Genomic DNA, 26,939 nt, shown 5'->3' with positions numbered 1-26,939 from the left:
AACGATCAACTTACTTTTTGCGGAAATGCGGAATCACCTTCTCCCCAATATTCTTCAACGTCTCCAGCTGCGCCCACTGCGGCACGGTGCCCATCTGGCAGATGAACAGAATTTCGTCGGCGCCGGCGTCAATCAGCCGCTGCACATAGCCAATGCAATCCTCAACAGTGCCATAAGCATGGTTGGGGTTCATCATTGCCATGGTCGGGTCGGAGAAATCGACGCTGACCTCTTCCGAGGCAAACCGCGACTTGATCACGCTCTGCCCGTTGCCATCGACGAAGGTGTCGTCCTTCCATTTCTCCGGATCCGGACGCTCACCGCCGCCGTACCAGTAACCCAGCGACTCCATGAAGTAACGCTGGCCACGGATGCCGATGCGTCGCGCTTCTTCATTGTTTTCCAGCACGATCGCCGGGCACAGCGCCGCGATGTGACGGTTCGGACGGAAGCCCACCTGATGTTTCACGTCACGGTTGTCCCAGGCCTGGTGATAGACCTCGACCTTCTTGGCGATCTCTTCCGGACCGCCAAAGCCCAGCACCAGCGCGCCCATGCCACGGCTGCCGGCCTTTTTCAGCGAATCGGTGTTGGTGCAGGCCAGGTACATCGGCGGATGCGGGTCCTGATAAGGCTTGGGATGGATCGGCCGTTTCGGGATTTGCACGAAGTCGCCCTGGTGCTCGATCTCGTCGAACACGAACATTTTCGGGATCAGGTACATCATCTCGTCGATCTGCGGCTGCAACGTCGTCAGGTCGTAGCCGAAAGTGCCGGCCTCCTGCTGGGTGCCGCCCTTGCCGACGCCGAAATGCACCCGGCCTTTGGACAGCAGGTCGAGGGTGGCGATGCGCTCGGCGACTTTGACCGGGTGGTTCATCGCCGGCGGCAGGCAGACCACACCGTGGCCGATGCCGATCCGCTCGGTTTTACCGGCGACGAACGCCAGCATGGTTTCCGGCGCGGACATGTGCGAATAGTTGCTCAGCGCCGTGTGCTCCACGCACCAGAACGTATCGAAACCCAGTTTGTCGGCCAGCACGGCCTGTTCAACGGTGTCTTCGAAAATCTTGCGATCGCCTTCGCGGCTGGAGTCCACCGTCTGGGCTTCGTAAATCAGGGAAAATTTCATGGTTGATCCTTGTACTTGTTGGATGCGCAGCCGGCGCCGGAGAACCACGCCTTCGCGCTAATGCTCGGGCATCGCCGCAGCGCTCGAATCCTGCAAACGGACTAGCCGATTCAGCGCAATGCGGTCAGAGGAAAAAGTCGTTGCTGTCCTGGCCCATGCTCACGGCGCCGAGGTTCCAGGCGTACTTCGCCGGGCTGTTGGCGACGTGGGCGCGACCGGTGTGAATGTCGCGGAACGCGCGGTTGATCGGGTGGCTGCGGAAGATCGTCGAGGCGCCGCTGTTGAACATCAGCTCGCCCACCGCTTTCGCGCATTTGTCGGCGACCAGTGCCGAGTCGTAACGCATCTTTACTCGCTCGGGCATGCTCAGCGGCTCGGCTTTTTGCGCCCGCTCCAGCATCAAGGCAAAGTTGCGATAGAGCACGATCTTGCATTCGTCGACGCAGACCATGGCGTTGGCCAGCGCCGATTGCGCCGCCGGGTCCTGGACCATCTTGCGTCCGTCGTTGACCCCGACCCGCGCACGGTTGTGCTCGACAAACTGATCCACCGCGCCTTGCAGCGCACCGATGGCCGCCGACGACACCGCCCGCACGAAGATCTGCCCGAACGGCAGGCGAAACAGCGGCGCAGTGTTCACCGCGTTTCCGGGGCTGTTCTGCATAAAACCGTCGAATGCCCGATGGGTGCGGTATTCAGGAACGAAAGCGTTCTCGACCAGAATGTCGTGAGAGCCGGTGGCTTCGAGCCCCATCACATTCCAGTTATCAAGTATCTGGTAGTCACTGCGCGGCACCAGGAACGTCCGGTAATCCGGCGCACCACCGGCCTCCTCCGCCGGCACCAGGGCCCCGAGAAACGCCCACTCGCAATGCTTGCTGCCGGACGAAAATCCCCAGCGCCCGCTGAGTTTGAAACCACCCTCGACTCGTTCAACCTTGCCCACCGGCATATAGGAAGAAGAGATCAGCACGCTGGAGTCATCGCCCCAGACATCCTGCGCCGCACGGTCATCGAACAGCGCCATCTGCCAGTTATGAATCGCCACGACGCCAAGCACCCAGGCTGACGACATGCAGCCCTCGGCGAGGGTCATCTGCACTTCGAAAAAGTCCTTGGGCTCCAGCTCGTAGCCTTCCCAGCGTGCCGGCTGCAGGATGCGAAAGAACCCCGCGTCCTGAAAATCCTTCAGGGTCTCTTCCGGCAACTGGCCGGTCTGCGCGGCGTCCAGGGCGCGCTCACGCAGAATCGGTACCAGCTCGCGGGCACGCTGGCTCAGACGCTGGCGAATCAGGTCTTGGTTGAGCATTTTTATTGTTCTCCATTGTTCACCCCGTCCGCCGGGGCGCGCGTGCAGCGAGGCACGTGCCGCACTTGCGGTGCCTGCCTCCTGTGCGGCATTCAAACAATGTGAAAAGCGCCGGACATCCCTCAAACGGACCATGTCGGCGATGACCCGAAGCACGTACGCAGACCACCCAAACGCCTAGTCCCCTCGGACGATGCTGCGCAGGCACGCCAGCGCAAAAATCCATCGCACTCCAGTACAACCACAGGACGAGTGCGATGAACGACGTCAATCTGCAAGCCGACATGCTCCAGGCCATGCGCCGTCTGGCCAAGTCAGTCACCATCATCAGTACCAGCAACGGCTCCGAGCGTTTCGCCATGGCCGCCACGGCGGTCGATTCCCTCAGCACCGAGCCGCCGTCGCTGCTGATCTGCGTGAACAAGACAGCCTCTTCCCACGCGGCACTGGCCACCGGCGCGGACTTCTGCGTGAACATCCTCGGCGTCGAACAACAGGGACTGGCCCATCGCTGCAGCGGCTCGATCAAGGGCGAGGCACGCTTCGACCAGGGCAACTGGCTGACCAGCCCCGGCGGCATTCCGTACCTGAGTGACGCTCAGTCGGCGATCCTCTGCCGTCAGGACGGCCACTTCAGCTATGGCACCCACACCGTGTTCATCGGGCGCATCCTGCAAATCCACACCAGCGACACCATCACCCCGCTGGTCTACCTCGACGGCAGCTACACCACCACCGCAAGCCCCGCATCTGCCTTCGCTGCTGCGGGCTGAGGCCGGGCCATGGACGCTCAACAACAGTTGTCGGCATTGCGCGTGAACAGCGCCGAGCAGTTGGACTGGGACGATCGCTGCGATTTGCTGGTGGTCGGTTTTGGCGGCGCCGGAGCCTGCGCGGCGATCGAGGCGGCCAGTCGCGGATTGTCGGTGTTGGCACTGGACCGCTTCGCCGGCGGCGGTGCCACGGCCATCAGCGGCGGTGTTGTGTACGCCGGGGGCGGCACACCGTATCAGCGCCAGGCCGGTTACGAAGACAGTCGCGACGCGATGTTCAACTACCTGCGTCAGGAAGTCGGCGAGGCCGTGAGCCCGCAGACCTTGCGTGAATTCTGCGAAGGCAGTTGCGAGCAACTGGCCTGGCTCGAACGCCAGGGCGTGGCATTCGAATCCAGCGTGCCGCCGCACAAGACGTCCTACCCGAGCGACCGGTTCTACCTTTATTACTCCGGCAACGAAGCCGTCCCGGCCTATGCCGCGCTAGCCAAACCGGCACCGCGCGGCCACCGCACCAAAGGCCCGGGCCTGTCGGGCGCGAGCCTGTTCGCGCCGTTGAAAACCAGCGCCTTGCGCCTTGGGGCACGCCTGCGTAGCCAATGCGAAGTCCGGCGTCTGGTGATTGATGCCAATGACCGCGTGGTCGGCGTCGAAGCCTGGCAATTGCCACCGGGAAGTCGGGCAGCGAGGCAACATGCCCGGTTGTCCCGCTGGGCCACGGCGATTCACATGTACGCGCCGGCAGTGGCGGATCGGTTACGCGCTCGCTTGCGGCGCATTGAACTCGCCAGTGCCGAACGCCAGTTGATTCGCGCCGACCAGGCCGTATTGCTGAGCAGCGGCGGTTTCATCTTCAACCGCGAATGGGTCGGTCAGCATGCGCCGCGCTATCTACCGGGTTTGCCGCTGGGCACCACCGGTTGCAACGGCAGCGGCATCGCCCTGGGCCAGAGTGCCGGCGGTCGTGTGGCGCGGATGGACAAAGTCAGCGCCTGGCGTTTCATCAACCCGCCGCTGGCCTGGGCTCGAGGCCTGATCGTCAATGCGCGCGGCGAGCGCTACGCCAACGAAGAAATCTACGGCGCGACCCTCGGCCACGCGATGGTGGAAGAACAGGACGGCCGCGCCATCCTGATTCTCGACCGGGCGTTGGTGCGCGAAGCGCTGCGGCAGGTCGGCCCCGGCAAAGTCTGGGCCTTCCAGCGTTTGCCGGTGCTGCTCAATCTGCTGTTCAACGCCAGACGCAGCCGCCACCTCGCGGACCTGGCAAAGCGCTGCGGATTACCGCCCGACAATCTGCAACGCACCGTGAATACCTACAGCCGCGCGGCTCGCGCAGAAATTGTCGATCCGTTCGGCAAGTCGCAAGCGATGCTCGCCGACATAGACCAGGGCCCGTGGTACGCCCTCGACCTGTCCTTCGCCAGCCTCCTCTTCCCCTGCCCCGTCATCACCCTCGGCGGGCTGAAGGTCTGTGAAACCAGCGGTCAGGTGCTGAACCACGCCGACCAGCCGATTGCCGGCCTCTACAGCGCCGGGCGCAACGCGGTCGGGGTCGCTTCAAATCTGTATGTCTCGGGCCTGTCCCTGGCCGATTGCATTTATTCCGGCCGACGCGCCGCCGCCCATATGGCCGAACAACTTGCTGCTCAAACCACACGCTCAGGAGAACAACAATGCAACGTGTAGAAGGCAAAGTCTGCATCATCACCGGCGCCGCCAGCGGCATCGGTCGCGAAGACGCCCTGCTGCTGGCCCGCGAAGGCGCCAAGGTGGTGCTGACCGATCTCAACGACACTGCCGGCCGGGAAGTCGCTGCGCAAATCGGCAGCAACGCGCTGTTCATCCGTCACGACATCGCCAGCGAAAGCGACTGGCAGAACGTGATCAAAACCACCCTGGAACACTTCGGCCGCCTCGACGTACTGGTCAACAACGCCGCCATCCTCGCGCTGGGCAGCATCGAAGACACCACGCTGGAGCTGTGGCAGAAGGTGCAGAAAATCAACGGCGACGGCTACTTCCTCGGCTGCAAATACGCGATCCAGGCGATGAAGGAAACCGGTGGCGGTTCGATCATCAACATGTCCTCGGTGGCCGCACTGGGCGCGATGCCGATGTTCTGCGCCTATTCGGCATCCAAGGGCGCGGTGGCGGCGATGACCCGCTCGATTGCCTTGCATTGCAAACAGCAGGGTTACCGGATTCGCTGCAACAGCGTGCACCCGGACGGCGTCAACACGCCGATGACCCAGGCCCTCACCGGTGGCGTGGCGGTCAATCAGCAAGACCTCGACCAAGACCCGATGAACCGCATGTGCGCGCCGGCCGACATTGCCAATGTGGTGCTGTTCCTGGCCACCGACGAGTCGCGCTTCGTCAACGGTGCCGAGATCCGCGTCGACAACGCCCAACTGATCAGCGGGCTCTGAGGCCGAGGTGAACATGGGCACGCAACAACAGAACCTGACACCGGCCCAGGCCACGGCAACCAGCTATTCATTGCAAGTGTGCGCGGTGATCGACGAAACCGCCGATGCGCGCTCGCTGGTGCTGGACGTCCCGCCAGACCTGCGTGAGCGCTTTGGCTACAGACCGGGGCAGTTCCTGACGTTTCGCGTGCCCTGCGCCGGCAAGTTGCTGACCCGCTGCTATTCCATGGCCAGTTCGCCGCTGACCGATAAACAGCCCAAAGTTACGGTGAAACGGGTCGAGGGTGGCCGGGTATCGAACCGGATGAACGAGGTGCAGGTCGGTGACTGGCTGGAAGTCTTGCCGCCGGCGGGGCATTTCTGCCTCGATGAACATCAACCGGATGACGACAAACCGTTGGTGCTGTTCGGCGGCGGATCGGGCATCACCCCGGTGTTCTCCATTCTCAAATCGACGCTGCAGCGCAGCCGACGGTCGATCACGTTGATCTACGCCAATCGCGATGAAGCATCGGTGATTTTCAAGGATGAGCTGCGGCAACTGACCCAGGCCCATCCGGAACAACTGCAAGTGGTGCACGTGCTCGATTCGGTGCAGGGTTTCCTGACCGCTGCCCAAGTGCGCCATTTGCTAAAAGGTTCTGACGGCGGCGATTACTTTATCTGCGGCCCGGGCCCGTTCATGGACACCGTCGAACGGACCTTGCTGGAACTCGGTGAAGCCGCTGAACGCATCCACGTCGAACGCTTCGTTTCGCCGCCCGACCCCGACGAATTGCTGGCGGAAGAAGCCGCCGCCCGGCAAGCCGCCCTCGGCTCGCGCTGCGAATCACTGGTGGTCGTGCTAGACGGGCAAACACACGAAATTGCCTGTCAGCCCGGCGACACCCTGCTGCAAAGCTGCAAGGCCGCTGGCCTCGACGTGCCCTCCTCCTGCGAAGAAGGTTTTTGCGGTGCCTGCATGTGCGTCGTCGAGGAAGGTGAAACGCAGATGGCCCGCAACGACGTGCTCAGCCCCAGAGAACTGGCCGAAGGCTGGACCCTGGCCTGCCAGAGTCGCCCGAGCGGTGCGCGGGTGCGCTTGAAGTTCCCGGATTGAGCGGCGGTCGGGAATAGTCTCAACGGACGATCTCCCGGATGCGATCTGCAGTTAGACTCGGCCAGCCCATTGGCCCAAAAACAATAAAAGAGGTGCAGTTATGGCTCGTTTGCAAAACAAGGTCGCGGTGGTTACCGGCGGCGCATCGGGGATCGGCCTGGCGTGCGTGCGGCGCTTTGCCGCCGAAGGCGCGCAGGTTGTCGGCCTGGACATCGGCAACGCCCCGGCGGATTTCCCGGGCCTGTTCATGACGCTGGATGTGCGCGATGAAGCGCAGGTGCAGCAGGTCATGCAGGAAGTCGTCAATCACTTCGGCCACATCGACGTATTGGTCAACGCAGCCGGCGTCGCCGACCAGGGCAGCGTCACCCAGACCAGCACCGCCAACTGGCAACGGGTGCTGGACATCAACCTGACCGGCAGCATGCTCACCAGCAAATACGCGCTGGCATCGATGGAACCCCGACGCAGCGGCTCGATCATCAATATCGGCTCGATCTTCGGCCTCCAGGGTTGCGACGGCAACGTTGCGTACAACGTGTCCAAGGGCGGCATCAACCAGTTGACGCGCTCGATGGCGATCGACTTCGGGGATGCCAACATTCGCGTCAACGGCCTGTGCCCCGGCCTGATCGAGACCCCGATGACCAGCATGGTTCGCGAGCACGAAGCCTTCCACGCGTTCTTCGCCTCGCAACATATGCTCAATCGCTCCGGGCAGCCGGAAGAAGTGGCCAACGTCGCCCTGTTCCTGGCCTCGGACGAAGCGTCCTTTGTCAGCGGCCAGATGATCGCCGTGGACGGCGGTTTCTCCGCCGGCCGCCGCTTCGCCCCGCCCGCCGCCTGATTTACCTCGCCGGGCGCCTGCCCGGCACACCCCTTTCTTCCGCACCTGTCCTCTGGCCGAGGAGGCCCCATGCTGCCTGTCGAAAACGCACTGACCATCGTCCAACTGTTCGCCAACGCTGCCCGCAACTATGGCGACCGCCCGGCCATCGAAGATGACGGGCGCTCGCTCAGCTACCGGCAACTCGATCAACTGCGCGCCCAGGCTGCCCGGGCGCTGTTGGCGTTGAACGTCCAGCCCGGCGACCGCGTGGCGATCTGGGCACCGAATATCTGGGAATGGATCGTTGCCGCCGGAGCGCTGCAAAGCGTCGGCGCCGTGCTGGTGCCGCTCAATACGCGCATGAAAGGCAGCGAAGCCGGTTTCATCCTCCGTCAGAGCGGCGCCTGCGTGCTGTTTGCCATCGGCGAATTCCTCGGCGCCGATTATCCGCGCATGCTCGCCGCCGAAGACCTGCCGGCGCTGCGCCACATCGTCACCTTGCGCAGCGATGACTCAAGCGCTTTGAGCTGGGACGCGTTCCTGGCGCTGGCCAGCGCCGTCTCACCGCAAACCCTGCAAACACGAGAACAGGCGCTCGGCCCGCAAGACCTCTCCGATCTGCTGTTCACCTCGGGCACCACCGGCAAACCGAAGGGCGTGATGAGCAGCCACGGGCAAACCCTGCGGGTGGTGCGCGACTGGAGTGAAGTGGTCGGTTTGCGCGAGGGCGATCGCTACCTGATCGTCAATCCGTTCTTCCATTCGTTCGGTTACAAGGCCGGCTGGCTGGCGGCGCTGATGCGCGGCTGCACCATCGTGCCGCAGCAGATTTTCGACGTGCAGGCGGTGCTCGAATGCGTGCAGCGCGAGCGAATCACCGTGCTGCCCGGCCCGCCGACTCTCTATCAATCCTTGCTCGCCCACCCGCAGCGCGATGCGTTCGACCTGACGTCCCTGCGCATTGCGGTCACCGGCGCCGCGACGATTCCGGTGGAGATGATCCGCCGCATGCGCGATGAGCTGGGATTCGCCACCATCGTCACCGCGTATGGCCTGACCGAAACCTGCGGTTTTGCCACGATCTGTCGGCCGGGGGACTCGCTGGAGTTGCTCGCGTCAACCAGCGGCCGGGCCATGCCGGGGGTGGAAGTGCGTTGCATCGGCGCCAACGGTCGCAGCCAGCCGGTGAACGTCCCCGGCGAAATCCAGGTGCGCGGCTACAACCTGATGCAGGGTTACTTCAATGATCCGCAAGCCAGTCAGGAAGTCCTCGACGCCGACGGCTGGCTGCACACTGGTGATATCGGCGTACTCGACGATCAGGGTTACCTGCGCATCACCGATCGCCTCAAGGACATGTTCATAACCGGCGGTTTCAACGTCTACCCGGCGGAAATCGAACATTGCCTGCTGGGCTATCCCGGCGTGGCGCAAGTGGCGGTGATCGGCATTCCGGACGAGCGTCTGGGCGAAGTGGCCATGGCCTTCCTGCTGCCGGCGCCGGGTGCCGAGATCGAGCAGGCCCGATTTCTCGCCTGGTGCCGTGAACAGATGGCCAACTACAAGGTGCCACGCCGGGTGCAGGTGCTGGAGAGCATGCCGCTGAACGCGGCAGGGAAAGTGACCAAGAATGTGTTGCGAGAGTGGGCGTTGAGCTGACTTCCCTCCCCCAGTGGATACCCACTGGGGGAATGACCTTCAAATCACCCGGGCCGGATGTTGTTGGCGCGGATCGCCGAGCAGAGCGCGATGGGACGGTGGCTGACGGCCGCCGTCTTCACTGATGCCGTAACCGGCAGCGATTTCGGCGGTGATCAGCGTCTGCCCCGAGAGCGCCATCAACTGCGGGTCATTAAGCAACGCATGAATCACCCGGCCATTGAATTGCGGGGTTTCGGCGTGCGCCAGAAAAGCCTGGTACTGCTCGCCATGCTGTTCGCCGGCAATCCGCGTGCGCTCGGTCAGTTGCGGCCCGAGCCAGAGCGATAACGCCGCCACGCCACGGCCCTCGAAATCGATGGACATGTCCGCCGCCAGTTTGTCGCAACCGGCCTTCTGCGCCCCGTACGCCGGCCCGTGCATGTAGCAACCGCCGCCAAAGGACGAGGTAAAGCAGATCAGCCCTTGTGTGCTGTTCAACAACAGCGGCGCAGCGTGGTAGCTGGCGATATACGCCGAGCGCAGGCCGACGTCGAGAATGCGCACGAGGTCCAGCGGCTTCTCCCAGAACGGCCCCGGTTCGATCAACTGGTCATGAATGAACGCTGCATTGTTCACCAGCAGATCCAGCCGTCCGCATTCACGTTCTATCTGGGCGAACAGCGCGGCAACCTGCGCATCGTCGGCATGATCGCAAACCACCGCGACGCCCTCTCCGCCCGCCGCCGTAATCGCGGCGGCCGTGTCGTCCAGCGAGCTGTTCAAGGCCTGTCCATACAGATGCGCGCCTGCCGACTCCGGCGCACGCCCGGTGACGTAAACCCGCATGCCCGCCGCACCGAGTGCCAGGGCAATACCCTGGCCGACGCCGCGACTGGCGCCGGTCACCACTGCAACTTGCCGCTTCATTTGACGCTCCCGAACTGACTGATCACCGAGCCGCTTTTCTGGCTCTGACGATGGATGTGATTGGCCGCCAGGTAACCGAAGGTCATCGCCGGGCCGATGGTGGAACCGGCTCCCGGATAGGTACGGCCCATCATCGACGCCGCACTGTTGCCGATGGCGTACAGGCCCTTGATCGGTTTGCCGTCCTCGTGCAGGACTCGGGCGTGAACGTCGGTGAGCAAACCGCCTTTGGTGCCAATGTCGCCGGCATCGATGCGCACGGCGTAGAACGGCCCTTTGAACAACGGCGCCAGACACGGATTGGGCTGCACGCTCGGGTCGCCGTAGTAGCGATCGAACAGCGATTCACCTTTGTGGAAGTCTTCGTCGTAGCCGCGCACGGCCATGCCGTTGAAACGCTGCACCGTGCGCAGCAGTCCGGCTGCATCGACGCCGATGTTCGCCGCCAGGGTTTGCAGATCCGGCGCCTTGAAAAAGTAATCACGCAAATGTTCTGGCAGTTGCCAGTCGCGCTGGGCATATCCCGGCAACAGCGCGCCGCAGGGGTATTTGCGGCGGAACTCGGCGTCGAACACCATCCAGCACGGCACGCTGACCGCACCTTCGCGGTTGTTGGCGTACATCGCCTCGACGATATCGGTGTAGGGGGCGGCTTCGTTGACGAAGCGTTCACCCGCCGAGTTGACCATTACGCAACCGGGCAACGTGCGCTCAACGAACATCGCCCGTTGTTTTTCCTCGCCGCGAACGTAGGTGGTCGGTGCCCACCAGCTGTGTTCCATCAGCGCTGTGCGTGCGCCGATGGCTTGCCCGGCGCGAATGCCGTCGCCGGTATTGTGCGGCGGTGTGGCGCTCCAGTCGGTCTTTGAAGGTTGCGGCAGATACTGGGTGCGCATCTCTTGATTACGTTCGAAACCACCGGCGGCAACGATCACGCCGTAGCGTGCCTTGACGTTCAGGCGCTGCCCCTCGCGACAGACCCGCGCACCGCCGACCCGGTCGCCGACAATCAATAACTCTTCCAGCCCACAGTTGAGCCACAACGATTTGCCGCGATCCTGCAACGAGCAACGCAAAGCGCCGATCAAGGCATTGCCCAGGGTCAGGTAACGATCGCGCTTCGACAGGCGCCGCCCCTCGCGGTCGCGCCAGTAACGCCACATGACCTTCAGCGTCAGGCGCAACCAGCCGGGGCCTCGGCACAGCAGGACCTGCGCCTCTTTCATGGTCATTGCCATACGCCCCATCATCAACGTGCCGGGGGATGGCGCACGCATGCGCAGAAACTCTTCACCCAGTTCGGCGGCGTCGAACGGTTGCGGGTCCATGGAGCGATAGCCGGGTTTGCCGCCTTCGACTTCCGGGTAGTAATCGGCGTAACGCGCCTGGGCCTCGAAGCGCACGCGGGTCTTCTGTTCGAGGTATTCGACCATTTGTTTGCCGTGCTCGACGTAGGCTTCGATACGCCCGTCGTCGATCTCGCCGTGGGTCACCGCGCGAATATAGGCAATCGCTTCGGCAGCGCTGTCGCTGCCGCCCAGGGCCTCGATCCGGTGGTTGCCGGGAATCCAGATGCCGCCGCCGGACACCGCCGAGGTGCCGCCGTACTCGTTGCTCTTTTCGATCAGCAACACGTTCAGTCCCAGGTCGTGAGCGCGCAGCGCCGCGGTCATCCCGCCTGCTCCGGAACCCACCACCAGCACATCGCAGCACTCATCCCATTTGATCTCGGCAGCTTTCATGCGATCACCCTTTGCTCAGCGCCTTCAAGGCAAAAACCGCTGGCCGGATCTTCGTCCGGCGCAGTCGGTCTCGGGATTGTTGGGCGCGTGTGCCGGGTGGTCATCGTCCGATGGGACTAAGGCTTGAGCGCCCTGCTCCTGTGCAAATCGCCCCGTGCAAATCGCTTAGTCCGCTTGGACGATGTTGCGCCCTGTGCCTGACCGCATAGTCGCCCACGGCACCACTTCCCCCCTGAAATGCAGGTCGGGCAGGTCCGACCTGGGCATGAGGACGACATGATAAAAACAATAATCGCCCCACAATCGCTACACCCTCGCGTACAGCTGGCCATGTTGTTGCTGGCCGGTGGACTGGGCAGCCAGGCCAGCGCGATGACCTTCCAGCCGAACGAAAATCTGAGCGTCGACTGGGACACCACGCTGACCTACAGCCTCGCCTGGCGCACCGAAGGCCGCGATCACAAGCTGACGGCCAACGCCGATGGCAATGACGGCGACAATGCGTTTTCCAAAGGCAGCCTGATCAACAACCGCGCCGGTTTCCTCACCGAAGCCAACATCAAATGGCAGGACGATTACGGCGTGTTCGTGCGGGCCACGGGCTTCTACGACAACGTCTACGATCAAGACAACGACAACAACACCGGCACCTCGAACTGCTTTGCCGGCGGCCATTGCAACCGGCCGGACCGTTTCTCCCAGGACACCATCGATCAGCACCGCAAGGAACTGCGCATGCTCGATTACTACGCCTACGGCACCTGGGATCTGGGCGGTCACAACCTCAATGCGCGGCTGGGTAATCAAGTGGTGAGCTGGGGTGAAAGCCTGTTCTACCCCGGTATTTCGGCAGCGCAGAGCCCGGTGGACGCGACCAAGTCGACCACGCCAGGTGTCGAGGTCAAGGAAATCCTTCTGCCGGTCGGCCAACTGTTCACCCAGTTCAGCCTCACCGACAGCCTCGATATCCAGGCCTACTACCAATACAAATGGGAAAAGACCCAGTTGTTCGGGGTCGGCAGCTACTTCTCCACCACCGACTACATCGACGAAGGCGGCTACAACGACGCCAGCGGTTTCATCACGCGTCTGGCCAACGACAAACCGAGCAATCAGGGCCAGTACGGCGTGGCCTTCACCTACGCCGCCGAGTCGCTGAACAACACCGAGTTCGGCATTTACTACTCGCGTTATCACGACAAGACGCCGTCGCTGGACTTCCAGTCCGAACTCGGTCGCTATCGTGCGGTGTACTTCGACAACATCGATCTGTTCGGCGCCAGTTTCTCCACGGTAATCGGCGACGTCAGTTGGGCCGGTGAAGTCAGCTACCGCGACGGCGCGCCGGTGATGGTCAACAACGGTTTCTCCAGCGCGGTACGCGGCAAAACGATGCAAGCGCAGTCGTCGATGATCTACGTGCTTGGCCCGACCGCCTTCGCCGACAACACCACCCTGACCGGCGAGGTCGTCTACAACACCGTGATCAGCAACGACAAGTCGGCACCCGTGACCCTGGCGCCGGGCTTCACGTTGCCGGGCACCGACAGCCTGGTCTACGACCGCGAAGCCTGGGGTTACACCGCGCAAGTCAGCTTCGATTACAACGACGTGTTCAGCGGTTGGGACATGTCCGTGCCGATCACCTACAGCACCGCATCCCACGGCGACAGCTCGATTGTCGGCTCGATCAACCAGGGCGAAGGCGACGACCGCGCCAGTATCGGCAGCTCGTGGCGCTATCTGGGCAACTTCACCGTCGAAGCCCGCTACAACGCCTACCTGGGCAACGCCAACAACAGCCCGTTGGCCGACCGCGACAACGTCGCCCTCAACTTCAAATACCGGTTCTGATTCCCCTGTCGGAGGAGCACAGCATGTCTCGATTCACCCAAACGTTATTGAGCACGGCGCTGACCGTCGGCCTGCTCGGCAGTGGCCTGGCCTACGCCAAGGTCAGCCCCGAAGAAGCCGCGCGACTGGGCCAGGACCTGACCCCGATGGGCGCGGAAAAGGCCGGCAACGCCGACGGCAGCATTCCGGCGTGGAGCGGCAAGTGGCGTGGTCTGCCACCGGGTCTGAAGTTTGCCGGCCCCGGCACGCCTTATCCGGATCCGTACGCGGCGGAAAAACCGCTGTTCGTGATCGATTCGAAGAACATGGACAAGTACGCCGAGAACCTGTCCGACGGCCAGAAAGCGCTGCTCAAACGCTACCCGGACACCTTCAAGATCCCGGTGTACCCGAGCCATCGCGACTTCCGCGCTGATCAGCGTCTGGAAGACCTGATCAAGAAAAACGCGGTGACCGCCGAACTCGACAACGACAACAACGACACCAAGAACGCCTGGGGCGCCTCGCCGTTTCCGATTCCGAAGAACGGCAGCGAGTTGATGTTCAACCACACCCTGCAAGGCCGCGCCAACACCGAAGAGGCCAACTATGGCCAGGCGGTGGTGTACGCCAACAAGGAAAAAGTGCTGGAAGAGGTCAACTACAAGATTTTCTCGATCTGGTCCAGCCCGGACAAGAACCTCGACAGCGCCAACGGCATCCTGACCAACTTCCTGATCACCACCCTGGAACCGGTGCGCAAGAAAGGCGAGATCGTGGTCGGTCACGAGTTCATCAACCCGACGGCCTCGCCGCGTCAGGCCTGGCAGTACAGCCCCGGCCAGCGCCGCGTTCGTCGCGCGCCTACAGTCGGCTATGACTCGCCAACCGGCGCCGGCGGCTTCCGGGTGTACGACGAAGACCGCTTGTTCAACGGTGCGCCGGACCGCTACAACTGGACCATCGTCGGGAAAAAGGAACTCTACATTCCGTATCACAACTACAAGATCGACGACCCGAGCGTGACGGCCGATCAGATCCTGTCGACCACCGGCCATGTCGATCCGCAGTACATGCGCTACGAAAAACACCGGGTCTGGGTGCTGCAGGCAACGCTCAAGGAAGGCGCCCGTCACGTCTACGCCAAACGGGTGCTGTACCTCGACGAAGACACCTGGTCCGCAACCATGGCCGATAACTACGATTCCCGTGGCCAGTTGTGGCGCACCAACATGCAGACCTCGATCTACGCCTACGACATCGAGCGCTACCACGCCCGCCTCGGCATCTACCATGACCTGATCGCCGGCTCTTATCTGGTTGACCGTCTGCTGGTCGATCAGAAGCCTGCGAAGCTGAATGCCACCGCCTTCTCCGAAGACGAATTCACCCCTGGCAACCTGCGCAAACTCGGCACCCGCTGAACCCTTGACGCCCTGACCGATTCATTCGGTCGGGGCGTTGTGCTTTTTTCACTTTGTACTTTTGACGGAAACTGCCCATGAACAGATTACTCACTGCGGCCCTTGCCGTGGCCGGCCTCGGTTTGTCGATGCAGGCCAGCGCCCTGAACATTCTGCTGACCAACGACGACGGCTGCCGCGCCCCCGGCATTGATGCGATGTACCGCGCACTGACCGCCGCCGGGCACACCGTAACGCTGGTCGGCCCGTTGAACGACAGCAGCGGCATCAGCGCCGCCAGCGTCGTGGTGCCCGGCCAGGCGTTGGCGGTGACCGAGCTTGCGCCCGGCAGATTCTGCGTCGGACCGCCCGAGGGCTACACCCCGCCGACCGGCAAGACTTCGGCCATCGGCACCCCGGTGGATGCGGTCAACGTCGGGTTGGATGTGTTGCTTAAGGACACCCCGCCGGATCTGGTGGTGTCGGGCATCAACTTCGGTGAAAACGTCGGCCCGCTGACGCAGATGTCCGGCACCCTCAACGCTGCGATTCGGGCCATGTTCAAGGGCGTTCCGGCGGTGGCGGTGTCGACGGCGATCGACATGGACCTGATCATGCGCGACCAGCAGGCCGGCTTCCGCAAAACCCTGGGCGCCATGGATGACACCGCGAAGTTTGCGGTGAAGGTCATCGAACAGGCCCATCAGGCCTGCGCCAAACACAGCTGCAAACTGAATGTGCTCGGGCTGCCGGGCGTCAACGGGCTGAACCTCAACTACCCGGCGTTGCCTGCGCGTGAAGTCAAAGGCGTGAGTTTTGCGCCGATCGGCAATTGGGACCGGGTGAACTTCACCTCACAGCGCGGCGCCGACGGTGCGGTTCACGTCAACCTGGTTGCACCGCCGACACCCACTGCCATTCAGCAGCAGGCCGATGCCTATCAACTGTGGCAAGGACATGCAGTGATTACGGTGATCGCCGGCAATATGAGTGCGCCGCAGGCGGTGCAGGATCAGGCGAAGAAAATGCTCAAAAGCGTCCAGCCTTGAACCGACACAACCCCTGCAGGTCATCACCCGCAGGGGTTGAACGGTTTCAGACGGCGGGTTGGAACGGGATGAATTCGGTGACTTCGAGATCGAACCCCGACACCGCTTTATAGGGCACCGGCGAACTCATCAGGCGCATCTTGCGCACGTTCTGATCGCGCAGGATCTGCGCGCCGATGCCCAGCGTACGGTGCGGAAAATGCGGCGGCCGCGATTTACCGCCGCTGCGCTGACGCAATTGCTCAAGCACGCCTTCAGCGGTTTCCTTCTGCGCCAACAACACCAGCACACCGTTGCCGGCCGCCGCGATACACGCCAGCGAACGTTCAAGGGTCCATTGCTGCGGCCCGCCTTCACTTTCGCATCCAAGTGCATCGCGCAGGGTTTCGATACTTTGCACCCGCACCAGCACCGGTTGAGCGCTGTCAATCCGGCCTTTGACCAAGGCCAGATGCAGCGCGCCTTGATAGGTGTCCTGATACGCCGTCACCTGGAACTCGCCGTGGCGGGTCAGCAAGGAATAAGCCTCGCCGCGTTCGATCGTGCCTTCGTGAAGAATGCGGTAGTGAATCAGCTCGGCAATGCTGCCGATGCGCAGGCCATGGCGGCGGGCGAATTCGTGCAGCTGCCCGCCACGGGCCAGGTCGCCGCCCTCGTCGAGAATCCCCACCAGCGTCGCCGCCGGTTGCAAGCCTGCGAGGCGGGTCAGGTCACACGCGGCCTCGACATGCCCGGCCCGCTGCATGACGCCACCGGGCAAGGCCTGCACCGGAAAGATATGCCCCGGTTGCACCAGATCCGCCGGGCCGCTGGCCGGGTCGACCGCCACCTGGATCGAGCGCGCCCGGTCGGCGGCGCTGATCCCCGTGGACACGCCAGTAGCCGCCTCGATCGACCGGGTAAAGCCCACGCCATGTTGCGCCCGCGAATGCGGCACCATCAGATCCAGCCCCAGTTCGCGACAACGCTGTTCGGTCAGTGCCAGACAGATCAAGCCGCGCGCCTGCACCGCCATGAACGTCACTGCTTCGGCCCCGGCCCGTTCGGCGGCCATCAGCAGTGAGCCTTCGGCGTTGTTCTCGTCATCGGTGATGACCACCATCTGTCCCGCCGCGATGGCTTCGAGCAGTTGCGGCACGCTGTCGAACGCCGGAGTCATTGCAGCGCCTCGCGCAGATCGGCAGCCGCTTCGGACAACACCTGAGCAGCGCCTTCGACAAACGGCGCCATGCTGATGAATCCGTGAATCATTCCTTCGCAGCGCTGCACCCGCACGGGTACTTCGGCTGCACGCAAGCGCTCGGCGAACGCCTCGCCTTCGTCGCGCAGCGGATCGAATTCGGCAGTGATCAGGGTCGTCGGCGGCAGATGCGCCACGCTCCCGGCGCGCAACGGCGAAGCCAGCGGATCATCGCCCTGCCCGTCTTCCTGCAAATACTGCTGCCAGAACCAGTTCATCATGGCGCCGGTGAGGAAGAAGCCATCGGCAAATTCCTGATAGGAATGGCTGTCGCAACCGGCGTCGGTGACCGGATAGAACAGGCATTGATAGCGGATTTTCGGCCCTTGCCGTTGCTCCGCCAACTGACTGACCGCCAGCGCCAGATTGCCTCCGGCGCTATCGCCGGCCACTGCGAGCCGACTGCCATCAACGCCCAGTTGCGCCGCGTGTTCTACCAGCCAGCAGGTCGCCCGGTAACAATCCAGCGGCGCTCCCGGGAACGGATGCTCCGGCGCCAGGCGATAAGCCACCGACACCACCACAGCCTCGGTCAGGTGGGCCAGCGAGCGGCACAGGTTGTCGTGGGTGTCGAGGTTGCCGACGACAAAACCGCCGCCATGGAAATACACCAGCAACGGCAGATTGCTCTCTTCCGATGGTCGATACAGACGCGCATCCAGTTCGCCCACCGCACCCTCGACCCGCAAGTTGCGCACTTCAATCATCGGCACGCCCGGAATCGCCGGCTGCATGTTGTCGCAGAACTGCCGGTAGTGCGCGGCATCGAGCTGACTGTAATCGGGTGCCGGCAGGTCGCTGAATTGCTGGAGTATCAGCGCGATCTGTTTATCGAGCGGCATGGGCATCTTCCTCTACATCGGACATTGTGAATTGTGGGTTGGACTCTTCCAGGATGCTCTGCACCCGTTGCTGCAGGGCCACTTTGAAGCCTTTGTGGGGAAAGACCCAGAAGCGTTTTTCGGCGATGGCGGCGAACACTTGCTCTGCCAGTTCTGCGGGTGTCATGCCCTGACGAATGCTGTTGTCGAGCAATTGGCTGAAGGACGAACCGGCGCCATCGACCACTTGATTGGAGGCCATGATTTCACTGGCTACCGGCCCCGGGCACACGACCGAAACCGACACGGGCGCACCGAGCTGCGTCAATTCGTAGTGCAGGGTTTCCGACAGCGCGACCACCGCCTGCTTGGTCACGTTGTAAGGCGCCATCAACGGGCTGCTGAGCAGACCAGCCAGCGACGCGGTGTTGATCACATGGGCCGCACGGCCCTGACGCAGGAACAGCGGCACGAAACAGCGAATGCCGTTGATGACCCCGCAGAGGTTGACGTCGAGCATGCGCTGCCATTGGCGCGCGGTGATTTCCCAGCTGTGGCCGGTCTGCATCACCCCGGCATTGTTGAACAGCAGATCGACCCCGCCAAAGTGATCGAGGGCGACATCGCGCAAGCGCTCCACCTGTTCCAGATCGCCGACGTTGGTGACGCAGGCGACTGCCTGGGCCCCAGCGCTTCGCAGTTCAGCACAGAGGTTTTCCAGCCGCACCGCATCGAGATCGGCCAGCACCAGGCGCATCCCCAACTTCGCCGCATGCTCGGCCAGCCCCCGGCCGATGCCGCTGGCGGCACCGGTAATGACCGCGACCGGCCCTGATTGCTCATTCATTGCCTGCTCCTGACAAACATCCGATGGCGTCAGTAGAGCGGGCGCCGGTCGGCCGGCCATCGTCCATTCAGACGATGCCCGCTTCTACAGGGGCGGCAGAATCTCCAGCAAGCTCAAACCCGTGAACCTGGGAGAATAACAAGATGAGTACCCTGCACCGTATCGAAGCCAAACTGCTGGAAGACCGCTACGCACGCGGCTGGCACTGCCTGGGTCTGGCCGCCCGCTACCGCGACGGCAACACCCACCGTCTGGACGTGTTCGGCACCCGATTGGTGGCGTTTCAGGGCGAGGACGGCGAGCTGCACATTCTCGACGGCTATTGCCCGCACATGGGCGCCGACCTCAGCACCGGTTGCGTCGAAGGCAATTCGATTCGCTGCCCATTCCACGCCTGGCGCTGGGGCGCAGACGGTGTGTGCGATGACATTCCCTACGCCAAACGCATACCGCCTCGTGCCAAGCTCAAGAGCTGGCCACTGATGGAGGAAAACCATCTGCTGTTCGTCTGGAACGACCCGGAAGGCAACCCGCCGCTGCCCGAGCAACGCATCCCGCGCATCGACGCCTGCTTCAGCGATGAATGGGCCGAGTGGGAAGTCGCCGAGTTGCAGATCGACACCAACTGCCGCGAATTGATCGACAACGTCGCCGACATGGCGCACTTCGGCACGGTGCACGGCGCACCGGTCGAAGCCTTCAGCAACGTATTCGAAGGCCACCTCGCCACCCAGATCATGAGCGCCCGCAGCGAGCGGCTGTCCGGCGACAGCGCGTTGACCACCGTGGCCACCTACTACGGGCCGGCCTACCAGATCACCGAAATGACCGGCGCCATGAACGGCCAGCCGATCCACTCGATCCTGCTCAACTGCCATGTGCCGATCGACCTCGGCAGCTTCACCCTGCGCTACGGCGTGCTGGTGAAAAAGATCCCGGGCCTGAGCGAAGAACAGAATCAGGCGATAGCCAAGGCTTATGTGCAACAGGCCCAGGCAGCCTTTTACGAAGACGTGTCGATCTGGCACAGCAAGACCCGCGTCGATAACCCGTTGCTTTGCGATGGCGACGGCCCGGTCTATCAATTGCGGCGCTGGTACGAGCAGTTCTACACCGACGTCGGATTGCTTTCAGCGGAGGTGCAGGACCAGAAAGAGTTCATCGTGCGGGCCCGCGAACAGGCCTGATCACGGGGCTGTCGCGTTTTTGCGCCTGGCCGGCCGCCGCCGGTCAGGCCTCGTGCCCGGGCGTTGCAAGTGGTCGATACAGGCGCTTATTCTCGGGCACCGCAAACCACTAATAATAAGAACGGGTTCCCCATGCAGCAGAGCCTCAGCCTCGACACGTTCAGCGATCTCATCGGCAACCTGTATCAGGGGCCGCTGGAAACCATTCCCTGGGCGACCTTCCTCAACCAGCTCAACGTCTACCTGAAAAGCAAATACGTGACCTTCATCCTGCGGCCGCCCAGCACCCATGTGGACGGACTGATGGTCAACACCACCGGCACCTCGACCGAAGCGGTCGCCTCGTACAACACCCATTTTTTCACCCTCGACCCCTTCGTCGGCCTGCCCAATCGTCAAGTGGTGACTCTCGCCGAATTCGTCTCCAGCGATGACTGGCAGAAATCCGAGTTCTACAAGAACTTCCTCGAAGCGGTGGACGTATTCCATATCCTCGGCGCCGACATCAACACCTGCGACGGCGCCCAGTGCCGGATCCGCATCAGCCGTGGCCGCGATGACAAGCCGTTTGGTGATGAAGAGAAAACCCTGCTGGCGCATTTCATTCCGCACCTCGAGCGCTCGATCAAGGTTCACATGCAGCTCAACCGGATCGAGGTCGAACGCAACCTCTACGCCGGCGCGGTGAATCAGATGGCGGTCGGTACGATCATCCTCGACGAGGCCGGCAAGGTGCTGCAGACCAACCAGGTGGCCGACCGGCTGATCCAGGAAAAGGACGGCATCAAACTGGTCAACGATGGCCTGCAGGTCGGTACCGACCGCGACACCCAAGAGTTTCGTCGGCTGGTCAAACAGTCGCTGCTTTCGCAGAAAAGCAGCAACCCGTCGATGGTCGAAGCGCTGCGCGTGCAGCGGCCTTCCGGGCGCGCCGATCTGGGCATCATCGTGCGCTCGGTGCCGCTGTCGGAGTGGAGCGAAGGCAAACAGTGCCCGACGGTGGTGATCTTCATCAGCGACCCGGAGCAGCAGTCCACCGCGCCTCAGGAGATCGTCCGCGCCCTGTTCGACTTCACCCCGGCGGAAACCCAGCTCGCCATGCTGCTGGCCAACGGGCTGACCCTCGATGAAGCCTCGGAAGAACTGGGCATCAGCCGCAACACCGCGCGCGCCCACCTGCGTTCGACCTTCTCCAAGACCGGCGTGACCCGCCAGACCATGCTCGTGCGCCTGATCCTGCGCAGCGTGGCCACCCTCGGCTGACACCCATCCCGCGCCATCGTCCGCCCGGGCGATGGCTTCTTTGCCTGACTAGTCCATTCAGACGACGCCGAATATCTCCCGCCGCCCTACCTTGCCTCTACAACAATAAAAATCCGTATGAGGCCCGCGATGCGACATTCCACCTGCGCCCTGCTCCTGATCGTCTGCGTCGGCAGTTCCGTCAGCCTGTGTCAGTTGTTCAGAAACGAAGCCTATCGACCGAGCAGCGCGCTACTCGGTTGTTCGAGCACGGCGGTCAACTGCTACCCGCCGCTGGTGCGCAATCTGCTTCCATAAACCTGCGCCCCTAGACCTGTACGTATAGAAAAGCACCGGCCTGCAAGCAGCACCGGTGCTTTTTGTTGTCTGCCGAGGATCAGGTCGGCAGGAAGCCCCGCGCCCGGGACAGGGTCAGCGCCAGGTCTTCGATCATGTCTTCCTGACCGCCGACGGTGCCGCGCCGCCCCAGCTCCACCAGCAGCTCGCGAGCGGCCACCAGGTACTTTTTCTCCGCACGTTTGGCAAACAGCAGGAACGAGCTGTAAACCCCGGCGTACCCCAGCGTTAGGGCATCGCGGTCGAGGCGGATCGGCTGATCCATCATCGGCACGATCAGGTCTTCGGCGACGTCCATGATCCCATAGAGGTTGACGCCGCTTTCAACGCCCATCCGCTCCAGCACCGCAACGAACACTTCCAGCGGCGTGTTGCCCGCACCAGCGCCCAGCCCTGCCGCCGAGCCGTCGATACGCGCGGCGCCCGCCTCGATTGCGGCCAGGGAGTTGGCAATCGACATGCCCAGGTTGTGGTGACCGTGAAAGCCCACTTCGGTGCCGGCATTCAGGCCGGCGCGCAGCACGCCGATTTTCTCGCTGACCTCGTCCGGGAGCATGTAGCCCGCCGAGTCGGTGCAGTAAATGCAGTTGGCGCCGTAACTCTCCATCAGCCGCGCCTGCTCCAGCAGTTTTTCCGCGCTGACCATGTGGGCCATCATCAGGAAACCGACGGTATCGAGGCCCATTTTTGCGGCCATGCCGATGTGCTGACCGGAAACGTCAGCCTCGGTACAGTGGGTGGCGACGCGGATGGTCGATACGCCGTGTTCATGGGCCATGCGCAAGTGATCGAGGGTGCCGATACCGGGCAGCAACAGCGCCGAGACCTTGGCCTGGCGCAGCCGTGGAATCACCGCCGAGAAGTATTCCTCGTCGCTGTGGGCCGGCATCCCGTAGTTCAGCGACGCACCGCCGAGGCCGTCGCCATGGGTGATTTCGATCAGTGGTACGCCGGCCGCATCGAGGCCGGTGGCCACGGCGATCATCTGGTCCAGGCTGATCTGATGCTGTTTGGCGTGCATGCCGTCGCGCAGGCTCATGTCGTGCAGACGAACGCGTTTACCTTGCAGATTCATGGTCATTCTCCACTTAACGGGCGGGCAGTTGCAGGGCGCCCTTGTGGGCTTCTTCGGCGAACATTTCGGCGGTACGCAGGCCGGCGGCGGTCATGATGTCGAGGTTGCCGGCGGACTTGGGCAGGAAATCCCCGAGGCCTTCCACCTCGATGAAGATCGAGACCTTGCGGCCATCGAACACCGGGCCGTTGATCAGCTTGTAGCCGGGCACATAGCGCTGCACTTCCTCGACCATCTGCAGCACCGAGGCGCGAATCTTCTGCTGATCCGGCTCGTCGTCCGTCAGGCAATGGATGGTGTCGCGCATCATCAGCGGCGGTTCGGCCGGGTTGATGACGATGATCGCCTTGCCGCGCCGGGCACCGCCGATCTTCTCGACCGCACCGGCCGTGGTGCGGGTGAACTCGTCGATGTTCTGCCGGGTGCCGGGACCGACCGAGCCGGACGACACGGTGGCGACAATTTCGCCGTAGCTGACCGATTGCACCCGCGACACCGCCGCCACCATCGGGATCGTTGCCTGGCCACCGCAGGTGACCATGTTGACGTTCATCGCCAGCGATGCCGCGTGCTCCTTGAGATTGACCGGCGGCACGCAGAACGGGCCGATGGCCGCGGGCGTCAGGTCGATCATGATCACCCCGAGCTCGTTGAGCTTGCGGCTGTTCTGCTCGTGGACGTAGGCCGAGGTCGCATCGAAGGCGATGCGAATGTCATCGTCGAGCACGTGGGGCAGCAGCCCGTCGACGCCGCCTGCGGTGGTTTTCACCCCCAGTTCGCGGGCGCGTTTGAGGCCCTCGGACTCGGGGTCGACGCCGACCATCCACACCGGCTCGATCCATTCTGATCGGTGCATTTTCATCAGCAGGTCAGTGCCAATGTTTCCCGGGCCGATAATGGCCGCTCTGAGTTTCTTGTTCATCCGGTTAAACCCCACGGGTCAGGCGCAGAAAGACACCCGGGCAGTGCCCAGGCCATCGATGGTCAGAGAAAAACGGTCGCCTGCACGGGCAGGCTCAAGCGGAACCAGAGAGCCCGAGAGAATCAGCTCTCCGGCCTTGAACGGAATGCCGAACGCACCCAGGGTGTTGGCCAGCCAGGCGACCGCCGTCAACGGGTTTCCCTGCACGGCCGAGCCCAGCCCTTCGCTCAGCGGTTCGTCATTCTTGAATACGCGCATGTGCAGATTCGGCAGGTCCAGCGCGCGCGGATCGGCTTGCACATCGCCCAGCACAAACACACCGCAGGAGGCATTATCGGCGACGGTGTCCTGGATGCGGATGCGCCAGTCGTGGATCCGCGAGTCGACGATCTCGAAGCACGGCGTCACGTACTCGGTCGCCGCCAGCACATCGGCTTCGGTCACGCCGGGGCCGATCAGGTCGTGCTTGAGCCGGAAGGCAATCTCGCCCTCGGCGCGGGGCTGGATCAGCCGGTTCGCCGACAGGGAAATGTTTGCGTCATTGGCGAACGACATCTGTTGGGTGATGAAGCCAAAATCCGGCTGATGCACGTTGAGCATTCGCTGGACTGCCGCCGAGGTCACACCGATCTTCTTGCCGACGATCCGGTCACCGGCCGCCACCCGGCGTTCGATGCAATAGAGCGAAACATGGTAGGCGTCTTCGATGCTGATCGACGGCCAGCGCTCGGTCAGCGGGGCCACGGTTTTTCCCTCAATCAGCGCCTGATACAACTCTTCGCCGAACTGGCGACGCAATGCCGCGCTCATCGCTGGCCTTCCTGAAAGAAGAACAGGCATTCGCGATTGAACAGCTCGCGGTACTCGACCATCACCCAATGCCCGCATTCGCTGAGCAGCACAAAACGGATGTTCTGGCAGTGCTGCATCATCGTTTGCGCACCCGAAACCGGGCAGAACTTGTCGTCCATACCCCAGAACCCGAGGATCGGGCACTGCAATTCCTTGAGGCGCTCGGTCATGTTCGGCACTTGCATGGTCGATAGCACGCAGACCGGCTGCTCGCGCACCACGGCGACCCGTTCATTGACGGTTTCGGCGCTGATCAACGCCTCGTCGAACAATTGCAGGCTCAGCAAACGGCGCATGCCGTCCGCGTCGTGCAGTTCACCTCGGGCAAACGCCGCGCCCATTTTCTGGATGCCTTCCATTTGCAGGTAATACTGTTCCTTCTCCATCAGCCCGCCCGGCGCCATCAGCACCAGTCGGCTGACCCGCTGCGGCTGGTCGAGGGCCAGTTTGATGGCGATCGCACCGCCCAGTGAGTTGCCCACCAGGATGCAGCGCTGGATATCCAGGGCATCGAGCAGACCGCTCAGCGCATTGACGAAAAAGTCCAGGGTGTAGAGGGTGTCCGGCTTGTCGGACGCGCCATAACCCGGCAGGTCGGGCACGATCACGCGGTAACCGGCGGTGACGAACAGCGGGTAGTTCTGCTTGAAATTGCTGTGGCCGCTGGCCCCGGGCCCGCTGCCGTGGATGAACACCACCGTCTCGCCGCTGCCGGCGCCTTGCCCGCCGATGTCCAGATAATGCAGCCGCAACCCCTGCGGCAGCGTAACGAAGTGCCCTTGCGCCATTGCGCTCATAAGGTGTGCTCCCGGCTATTGTTGTGCCCGGATTATTTGCGCAGGCCAGGCAGGCAACATCGTCCGACAGGACTAGCCGCTCTAGTCTTTTCGGACGTTGGCCGTACGCGTCTGCACACCTAGCATCGAAGGCATTGATCTGTGACTGAACGAAGGTGTTGCATGCTGGATGCGCTGGATTTTCGCGGCAAAGTGGTACTGGTCACCGGGGGCGGCAAAGGGGCTGGCCGGGGCATCAGTCAGCGTTTTCTCGATGGCGGCGCCGAGGTGGTGATCTGCGGTCGCGAGGCGCCGGAATCACTGCCTTCTGGCGCAGGACGCGAGGCGGTTTTCCTGCCGTGCGATCTGCGTGATGTCGAGCAGTCCGGGCGGTTGATCGAGACCATCGTCGAGCGCTTTGGCCGGCTCGACGTGCTGGTCAACAATGCCGGTGGCTCGCCCAATGCCGACGCCGCCAGCGCTTCGCCGCGTTTCAGCGAAGCGATCATTCGCCTGAACCTGTTGGCGCCGCTGAACCTTTGTCAGCAGGCCAATCAGGTGATGCAGGCGCAGGCCGACGGCGGTGCAATCATCAATATCTGCAGCGTCAGCGCGGTTCGGCCTTCACCGGGCACGGCGGCTTATGGTGCGGCCAAGGCTGGTTTGTTGAACCTGACCCGTTCGCTGGCTGTGGAATGGGCGCCGAAAGTGCGGGTCAACGCGGTCACGGCCGGGTTGATCCTTACCGAACAGGCCGCCCTGCATTACGGCGATGACGCAGGTATTGCCCGTGTTGCCTCTACCATTCCGCTGCAACGCCTGGCCGCGCCGGAAGACATCGGCGACACCTGCCTGTACCTCGCCTCGCCCCTGGCGCGTTATGTCAGCGGCGCGGACATCACCGTGCACGGCGGTGGCGAACGCCCGGCGTTTCTCGACGCTGCCCAGCCCCACTAAATTTTAAAGACAAGGAAATCCAGCATGCCGGCAACTGCCTGCCACAGCGTCCTGCTCGAACTGACCCCGCCCGCCGCCTGGGCCAAACTGCGGGACCTGCGCCTTGCGCCCCACTATGTGCCGGGACTCACCGGTTGCCAGCTGCATCCCGGGCCCATCGAAGGGCTTGGCGCCAGTCGCCGGGTGTTTCGCAAGGGTGGTCAATGGCTGGATGAAAGCGTGGTGCAATGGCAGGACGGGGTCGGTTTTGTCCTGGTGCTGCACAAGGCCAGCGCCGGCGCGCCCTTCCCATTTCGCGAAGCCAGTTTCAGTTATGCCTTGCAGCGCGAAGGTGAATTCAGCCGCATGACCACCCAGATGCACTACAGCCTGCGCGGTGGCAGGCTGATGGAAAAACTGCTGGGCAAGGCGTTCAACAAGGTCGTGCGGCAGATCGCCGAGAATCTGAAGGTCTATTACGAGAGCGGCATCGCGCAATGAATCGGCTTGCAGGC

Annotated in this window: 25 protein-coding genes; 14 read left to right on the top strand and 11 right to left on the bottom strand. The window is 62.9% G+C overall.

Translation table 11 applies throughout. The annotated features are described in order from the left end of the window. Positions 1-10: 10 nt before the first annotated feature. Positions 11-1,132 carry an LLM class flavin-dependent oxidoreductase gene (locus PMI24_RS04015; RefSeq protein WP_007951369.1) on the bottom strand — a complete coding sequence of 374 codons (1,122 nt, stop codon included), beginning with the start codon at positions 1,130-1,132 and terminating at the stop codon, positions 11-13. A 124-nt stretch (positions 1,133-1,256) separates the two neighbouring features. Next, positions 1,257-2,441 (bottom strand): acyl-CoA dehydrogenase, encoded by a 1,185-nt coding sequence (locus PMI24_RS04010; RefSeq protein WP_007951368.1) that lies wholly within the window; start codon positions 2,439-2,441, stop codon positions 1,257-1,259. Positions 2,442-2,698: 257 nt separating this feature from the next. On the opposite strand from PMI24_RS04010, the gene PMI24_RS04005 reads away from it, so the two are divergent. The 6 genes from PMI24_RS04005 to PMI24_RS03980 all read left to right on the top strand — a co-directional run bounded on the left by PMI24_RS04005 (position 2,699) and on the right by PMI24_RS03980 (position 9,233). Further along, positions 2,699-3,214 (top strand): flavin reductase family protein, encoded by a 516-nt coding sequence (locus PMI24_RS04005; RefSeq protein WP_007951367.1) that lies wholly within the window; start codon positions 2,699-2,701, stop codon positions 3,212-3,214. A 9-nt stretch (positions 3,215-3,223) separates the two neighbouring features. Next, positions 3,224-4,903, top strand: a complete 1,680-nt coding sequence (locus PMI24_RS04000; RefSeq protein ID WP_007951366.1) for an FAD-binding protein — start codon at positions 3,224-3,226, stop codon at positions 4,901-4,903. Beyond that, the gene (locus tag PMI24_RS03995; RefSeq protein ID WP_007951365.1) at positions 4,891-5,646 is read left to right on the top strand and encodes a glucose 1-dehydrogenase; all 756 of its coding nucleotides are present in this window, start codon (positions 4,891-4,893) and stop codon (positions 5,644-5,646) included. The genes PMI24_RS04000 and PMI24_RS03995 overlap by 13 nt, the downstream gene beginning before the upstream one ends. Positions 5,647-5,659: 13 nt before the next feature. After that, the gene (locus PMI24_RS03990) at positions 5,660-6,745 is read left to right on the top strand and encodes a ferredoxin--NADP reductase (protein ID WP_007951364.1); all 1,086 of its coding nucleotides are present in this window, start codon (positions 5,660-5,662) and stop codon (positions 6,743-6,745) included. Between the two features lie 100 nt (positions 6,746-6,845). Further along, positions 6,846-7,592, top strand: a complete 747-nt coding sequence (locus PMI24_RS03985) for an SDR family NAD(P)-dependent oxidoreductase (RefSeq protein ID WP_007951363.1) — start codon at positions 6,846-6,848, stop codon at positions 7,590-7,592. A gap of 69 nt (positions 7,593-7,661) precedes the next feature. Beyond that, complete coding sequence (locus PMI24_RS03980) at positions 7,662-9,233, top strand: FadD3 family acyl-CoA ligase (protein ID WP_007951361.1); 1,572 nt, start codon at positions 7,662-7,664, stop codon at positions 9,231-9,233. A gap of 39 nt (positions 9,234-9,272) precedes the next feature. Here PMI24_RS03980 and PMI24_RS03975 read toward each other — a convergent pair whose 3' ends face one another. Next, a complete protein-coding gene (locus PMI24_RS03975; RefSeq protein ID WP_007951360.1) occupies positions 9,273-10,142 on the bottom strand; it encodes an SDR family NAD(P)-dependent oxidoreductase in 870 nt (289 codons plus the stop codon). Beyond that, on the bottom strand, positions 10,139-11,884 hold the full coding sequence (locus PMI24_RS03970) for an FAD-dependent oxidoreductase (protein WP_007951359.1): 1,746 nt from the start codon (positions 11,882-11,884) through the stop codon (positions 10,139-10,141). Before PMI24_RS03970 ends, PMI24_RS03975 begins: the two co-directional genes overlap by 4 nt. Before the next feature lie 276 nt (positions 11,885-12,160). Here PMI24_RS03970 and PMI24_RS03965 point away from each other — a divergent pair, with 276 nt between their 5' ends. From PMI24_RS03965 to PMI24_RS03955, 3 genes are all read left to right on the top strand, one after another. After that, positions 12,161-13,738 carry a DUF1302 domain-containing protein gene (locus PMI24_RS03965; RefSeq protein ID WP_007951358.1) on the top strand — a complete coding sequence of 526 codons (1,578 nt, stop codon included), beginning with the start codon at positions 12,161-12,163 and terminating at the stop codon, positions 13,736-13,738. Positions 13,739-13,761: 23 nt separating this feature from the next. After that, positions 13,762-15,141 carry a DUF1329 domain-containing protein gene (locus PMI24_RS03960; RefSeq protein WP_007951357.1) on the top strand — a complete coding sequence of 460 codons (1,380 nt, stop codon included), beginning with the start codon at positions 13,762-13,764 and terminating at the stop codon, positions 15,139-15,141. A gap of 77 nt (positions 15,142-15,218) precedes the next feature. Beyond that, positions 15,219-16,169 (top strand): 5'/3'-nucleotidase SurE, encoded by a 951-nt coding sequence (locus tag PMI24_RS03955; protein ID WP_007951355.1) that lies wholly within the window; start codon positions 15,219-15,221, stop codon positions 16,167-16,169. A gap of 46 nt (positions 16,170-16,215) precedes the next feature. Here PMI24_RS03955 and PMI24_RS03950 read toward each other — a convergent pair whose 3' ends face one another. Genes PMI24_RS03950 through PMI24_RS03940 form a run of 3 tightly spaced genes read right to left on the bottom strand, consistent with a single transcriptional unit; the run spans position 16,216 to position 19,077 of the window. Then, complete coding sequence (locus PMI24_RS03950; RefSeq protein ID WP_007951354.1) at positions 16,216-17,328, bottom strand: 3,4-dihydroxy-2-butanone-4-phosphate synthase; 1,113 nt, start codon at positions 17,326-17,328, stop codon at positions 16,216-16,218. Continuing rightward, a complete protein-coding gene (locus PMI24_RS03945) occupies positions 17,325-18,251 on the bottom strand; it encodes an alpha/beta hydrolase (RefSeq protein ID WP_007951353.1) in 927 nt (308 codons plus the stop codon). Before PMI24_RS03945 ends, PMI24_RS03950 begins: the two co-directional genes overlap by 4 nt. After that, positions 18,238-19,077 carry an SDR family NAD(P)-dependent oxidoreductase gene (locus PMI24_RS03940; protein ID WP_007951352.1) on the bottom strand — a complete coding sequence of 280 codons (840 nt, stop codon included), beginning with the start codon at positions 19,075-19,077 and terminating at the stop codon, positions 18,238-18,240. The genes PMI24_RS03945 and PMI24_RS03940 overlap by 14 nt, the downstream gene beginning before the upstream one ends. Before the next feature lie 143 nt (positions 19,078-19,220). Between PMI24_RS03940 and PMI24_RS03935 the strand changes: the two genes are divergently transcribed. The 3 genes from PMI24_RS03935 to PMI24_RS29325 all read left to right on the top strand — a co-directional run bounded on the left by PMI24_RS03935 (position 19,221) and on the right by PMI24_RS29325 (position 21,824). Then, complete coding sequence (locus tag PMI24_RS03935; RefSeq protein ID WP_007951351.1) at positions 19,221-20,264, top strand: Rieske 2Fe-2S domain-containing protein; 1,044 nt, start codon at positions 19,221-19,223, stop codon at positions 20,262-20,264. Positions 20,265-20,396: 132 nt separating this feature from the next. Then, the gene (locus PMI24_RS03930; protein ID WP_007951349.1) at positions 20,397-21,527 is read left to right on the top strand and encodes a helix-turn-helix transcriptional regulator; all 1,131 of its coding nucleotides are present in this window, start codon (positions 20,397-20,399) and stop codon (positions 21,525-21,527) included. Between the two features lie 129 nt (positions 21,528-21,656). Further along, the gene (locus PMI24_RS29325) at positions 21,657-21,824 is read left to right on the top strand and encodes a hypothetical protein (RefSeq protein WP_007951348.1); all 168 of its coding nucleotides are present in this window, start codon (positions 21,657-21,659) and stop codon (positions 21,822-21,824) included. A gap of 79 nt (positions 21,825-21,903) precedes the next feature. Here PMI24_RS29325 and dmpG read toward each other — a convergent pair whose 3' ends face one another. From dmpG to PMI24_RS03910, 4 genes are read right to left on the bottom strand one after another with little or no spacing between them, the layout of a single operon-like run. Continuing rightward, the gene (gene dmpG, locus PMI24_RS03925) at positions 21,904-22,938 is read right to left on the bottom strand and encodes a 4-hydroxy-2-oxovalerate aldolase (RefSeq protein WP_007951347.1); all 1,035 of its coding nucleotides are present in this window, start codon (positions 22,936-22,938) and stop codon (positions 21,904-21,906) included. Between the two features lie 13 nt (positions 22,939-22,951). Further along, positions 22,952-23,860, bottom strand: a complete 909-nt coding sequence (locus PMI24_RS03920; protein ID WP_007951345.1) for an acetaldehyde dehydrogenase (acetylating) — start codon at positions 23,858-23,860, stop codon at positions 22,952-22,954. A gap of 18 nt (positions 23,861-23,878) precedes the next feature. Further along, positions 23,879-24,670, bottom strand: a complete 792-nt coding sequence (locus PMI24_RS03915; protein ID WP_007951344.1) for a fumarylacetoacetate hydrolase family protein — start codon at positions 24,668-24,670, stop codon at positions 23,879-23,881. Further along, complete coding sequence (locus PMI24_RS03910; RefSeq protein ID WP_007951343.1) at positions 24,667-25,509, bottom strand: alpha/beta fold hydrolase; 843 nt, start codon at positions 25,507-25,509, stop codon at positions 24,667-24,669. Before PMI24_RS03910 ends, PMI24_RS03915 begins: the two co-directional genes overlap by 4 nt. A gap of 162 nt (positions 25,510-25,671) precedes the next feature. Between PMI24_RS03910 and PMI24_RS03905 the strand changes: the two genes are divergently transcribed. Together PMI24_RS03905 and PMI24_RS03900 are read left to right on the top strand one after the other, a co-directional pair. After that, entirely contained in the window at positions 25,672-26,445 is a 774-nt protein-coding gene (locus PMI24_RS03905) for an SDR family oxidoreductase (protein WP_007951342.1), read from the top strand. Between the two features lie 24 nt (positions 26,446-26,469). Next, the gene (locus tag PMI24_RS03900; protein ID WP_007951341.1) at positions 26,470-26,925 is read left to right on the top strand and encodes an SRPBCC family protein; all 456 of its coding nucleotides are present in this window, start codon (positions 26,470-26,472) and stop codon (positions 26,923-26,925) included. Positions 26,926-26,939 lie beyond the last annotated feature (14 nt).

Origin of the sequence: Pseudomonas sp. GM25 (assembly GCF_000282255.1) — a bacterium.
Classification (GTDB): Bacteria; Pseudomonadota; Gammaproteobacteria; order Pseudomonadales; family Pseudomonadaceae; genus Aquipseudomonas; species Aquipseudomonas aphyarum.
Note: the sequence above shows the minus strand (reverse complement) of the source record. Positions and strands in the feature narration are given on the sequence as shown.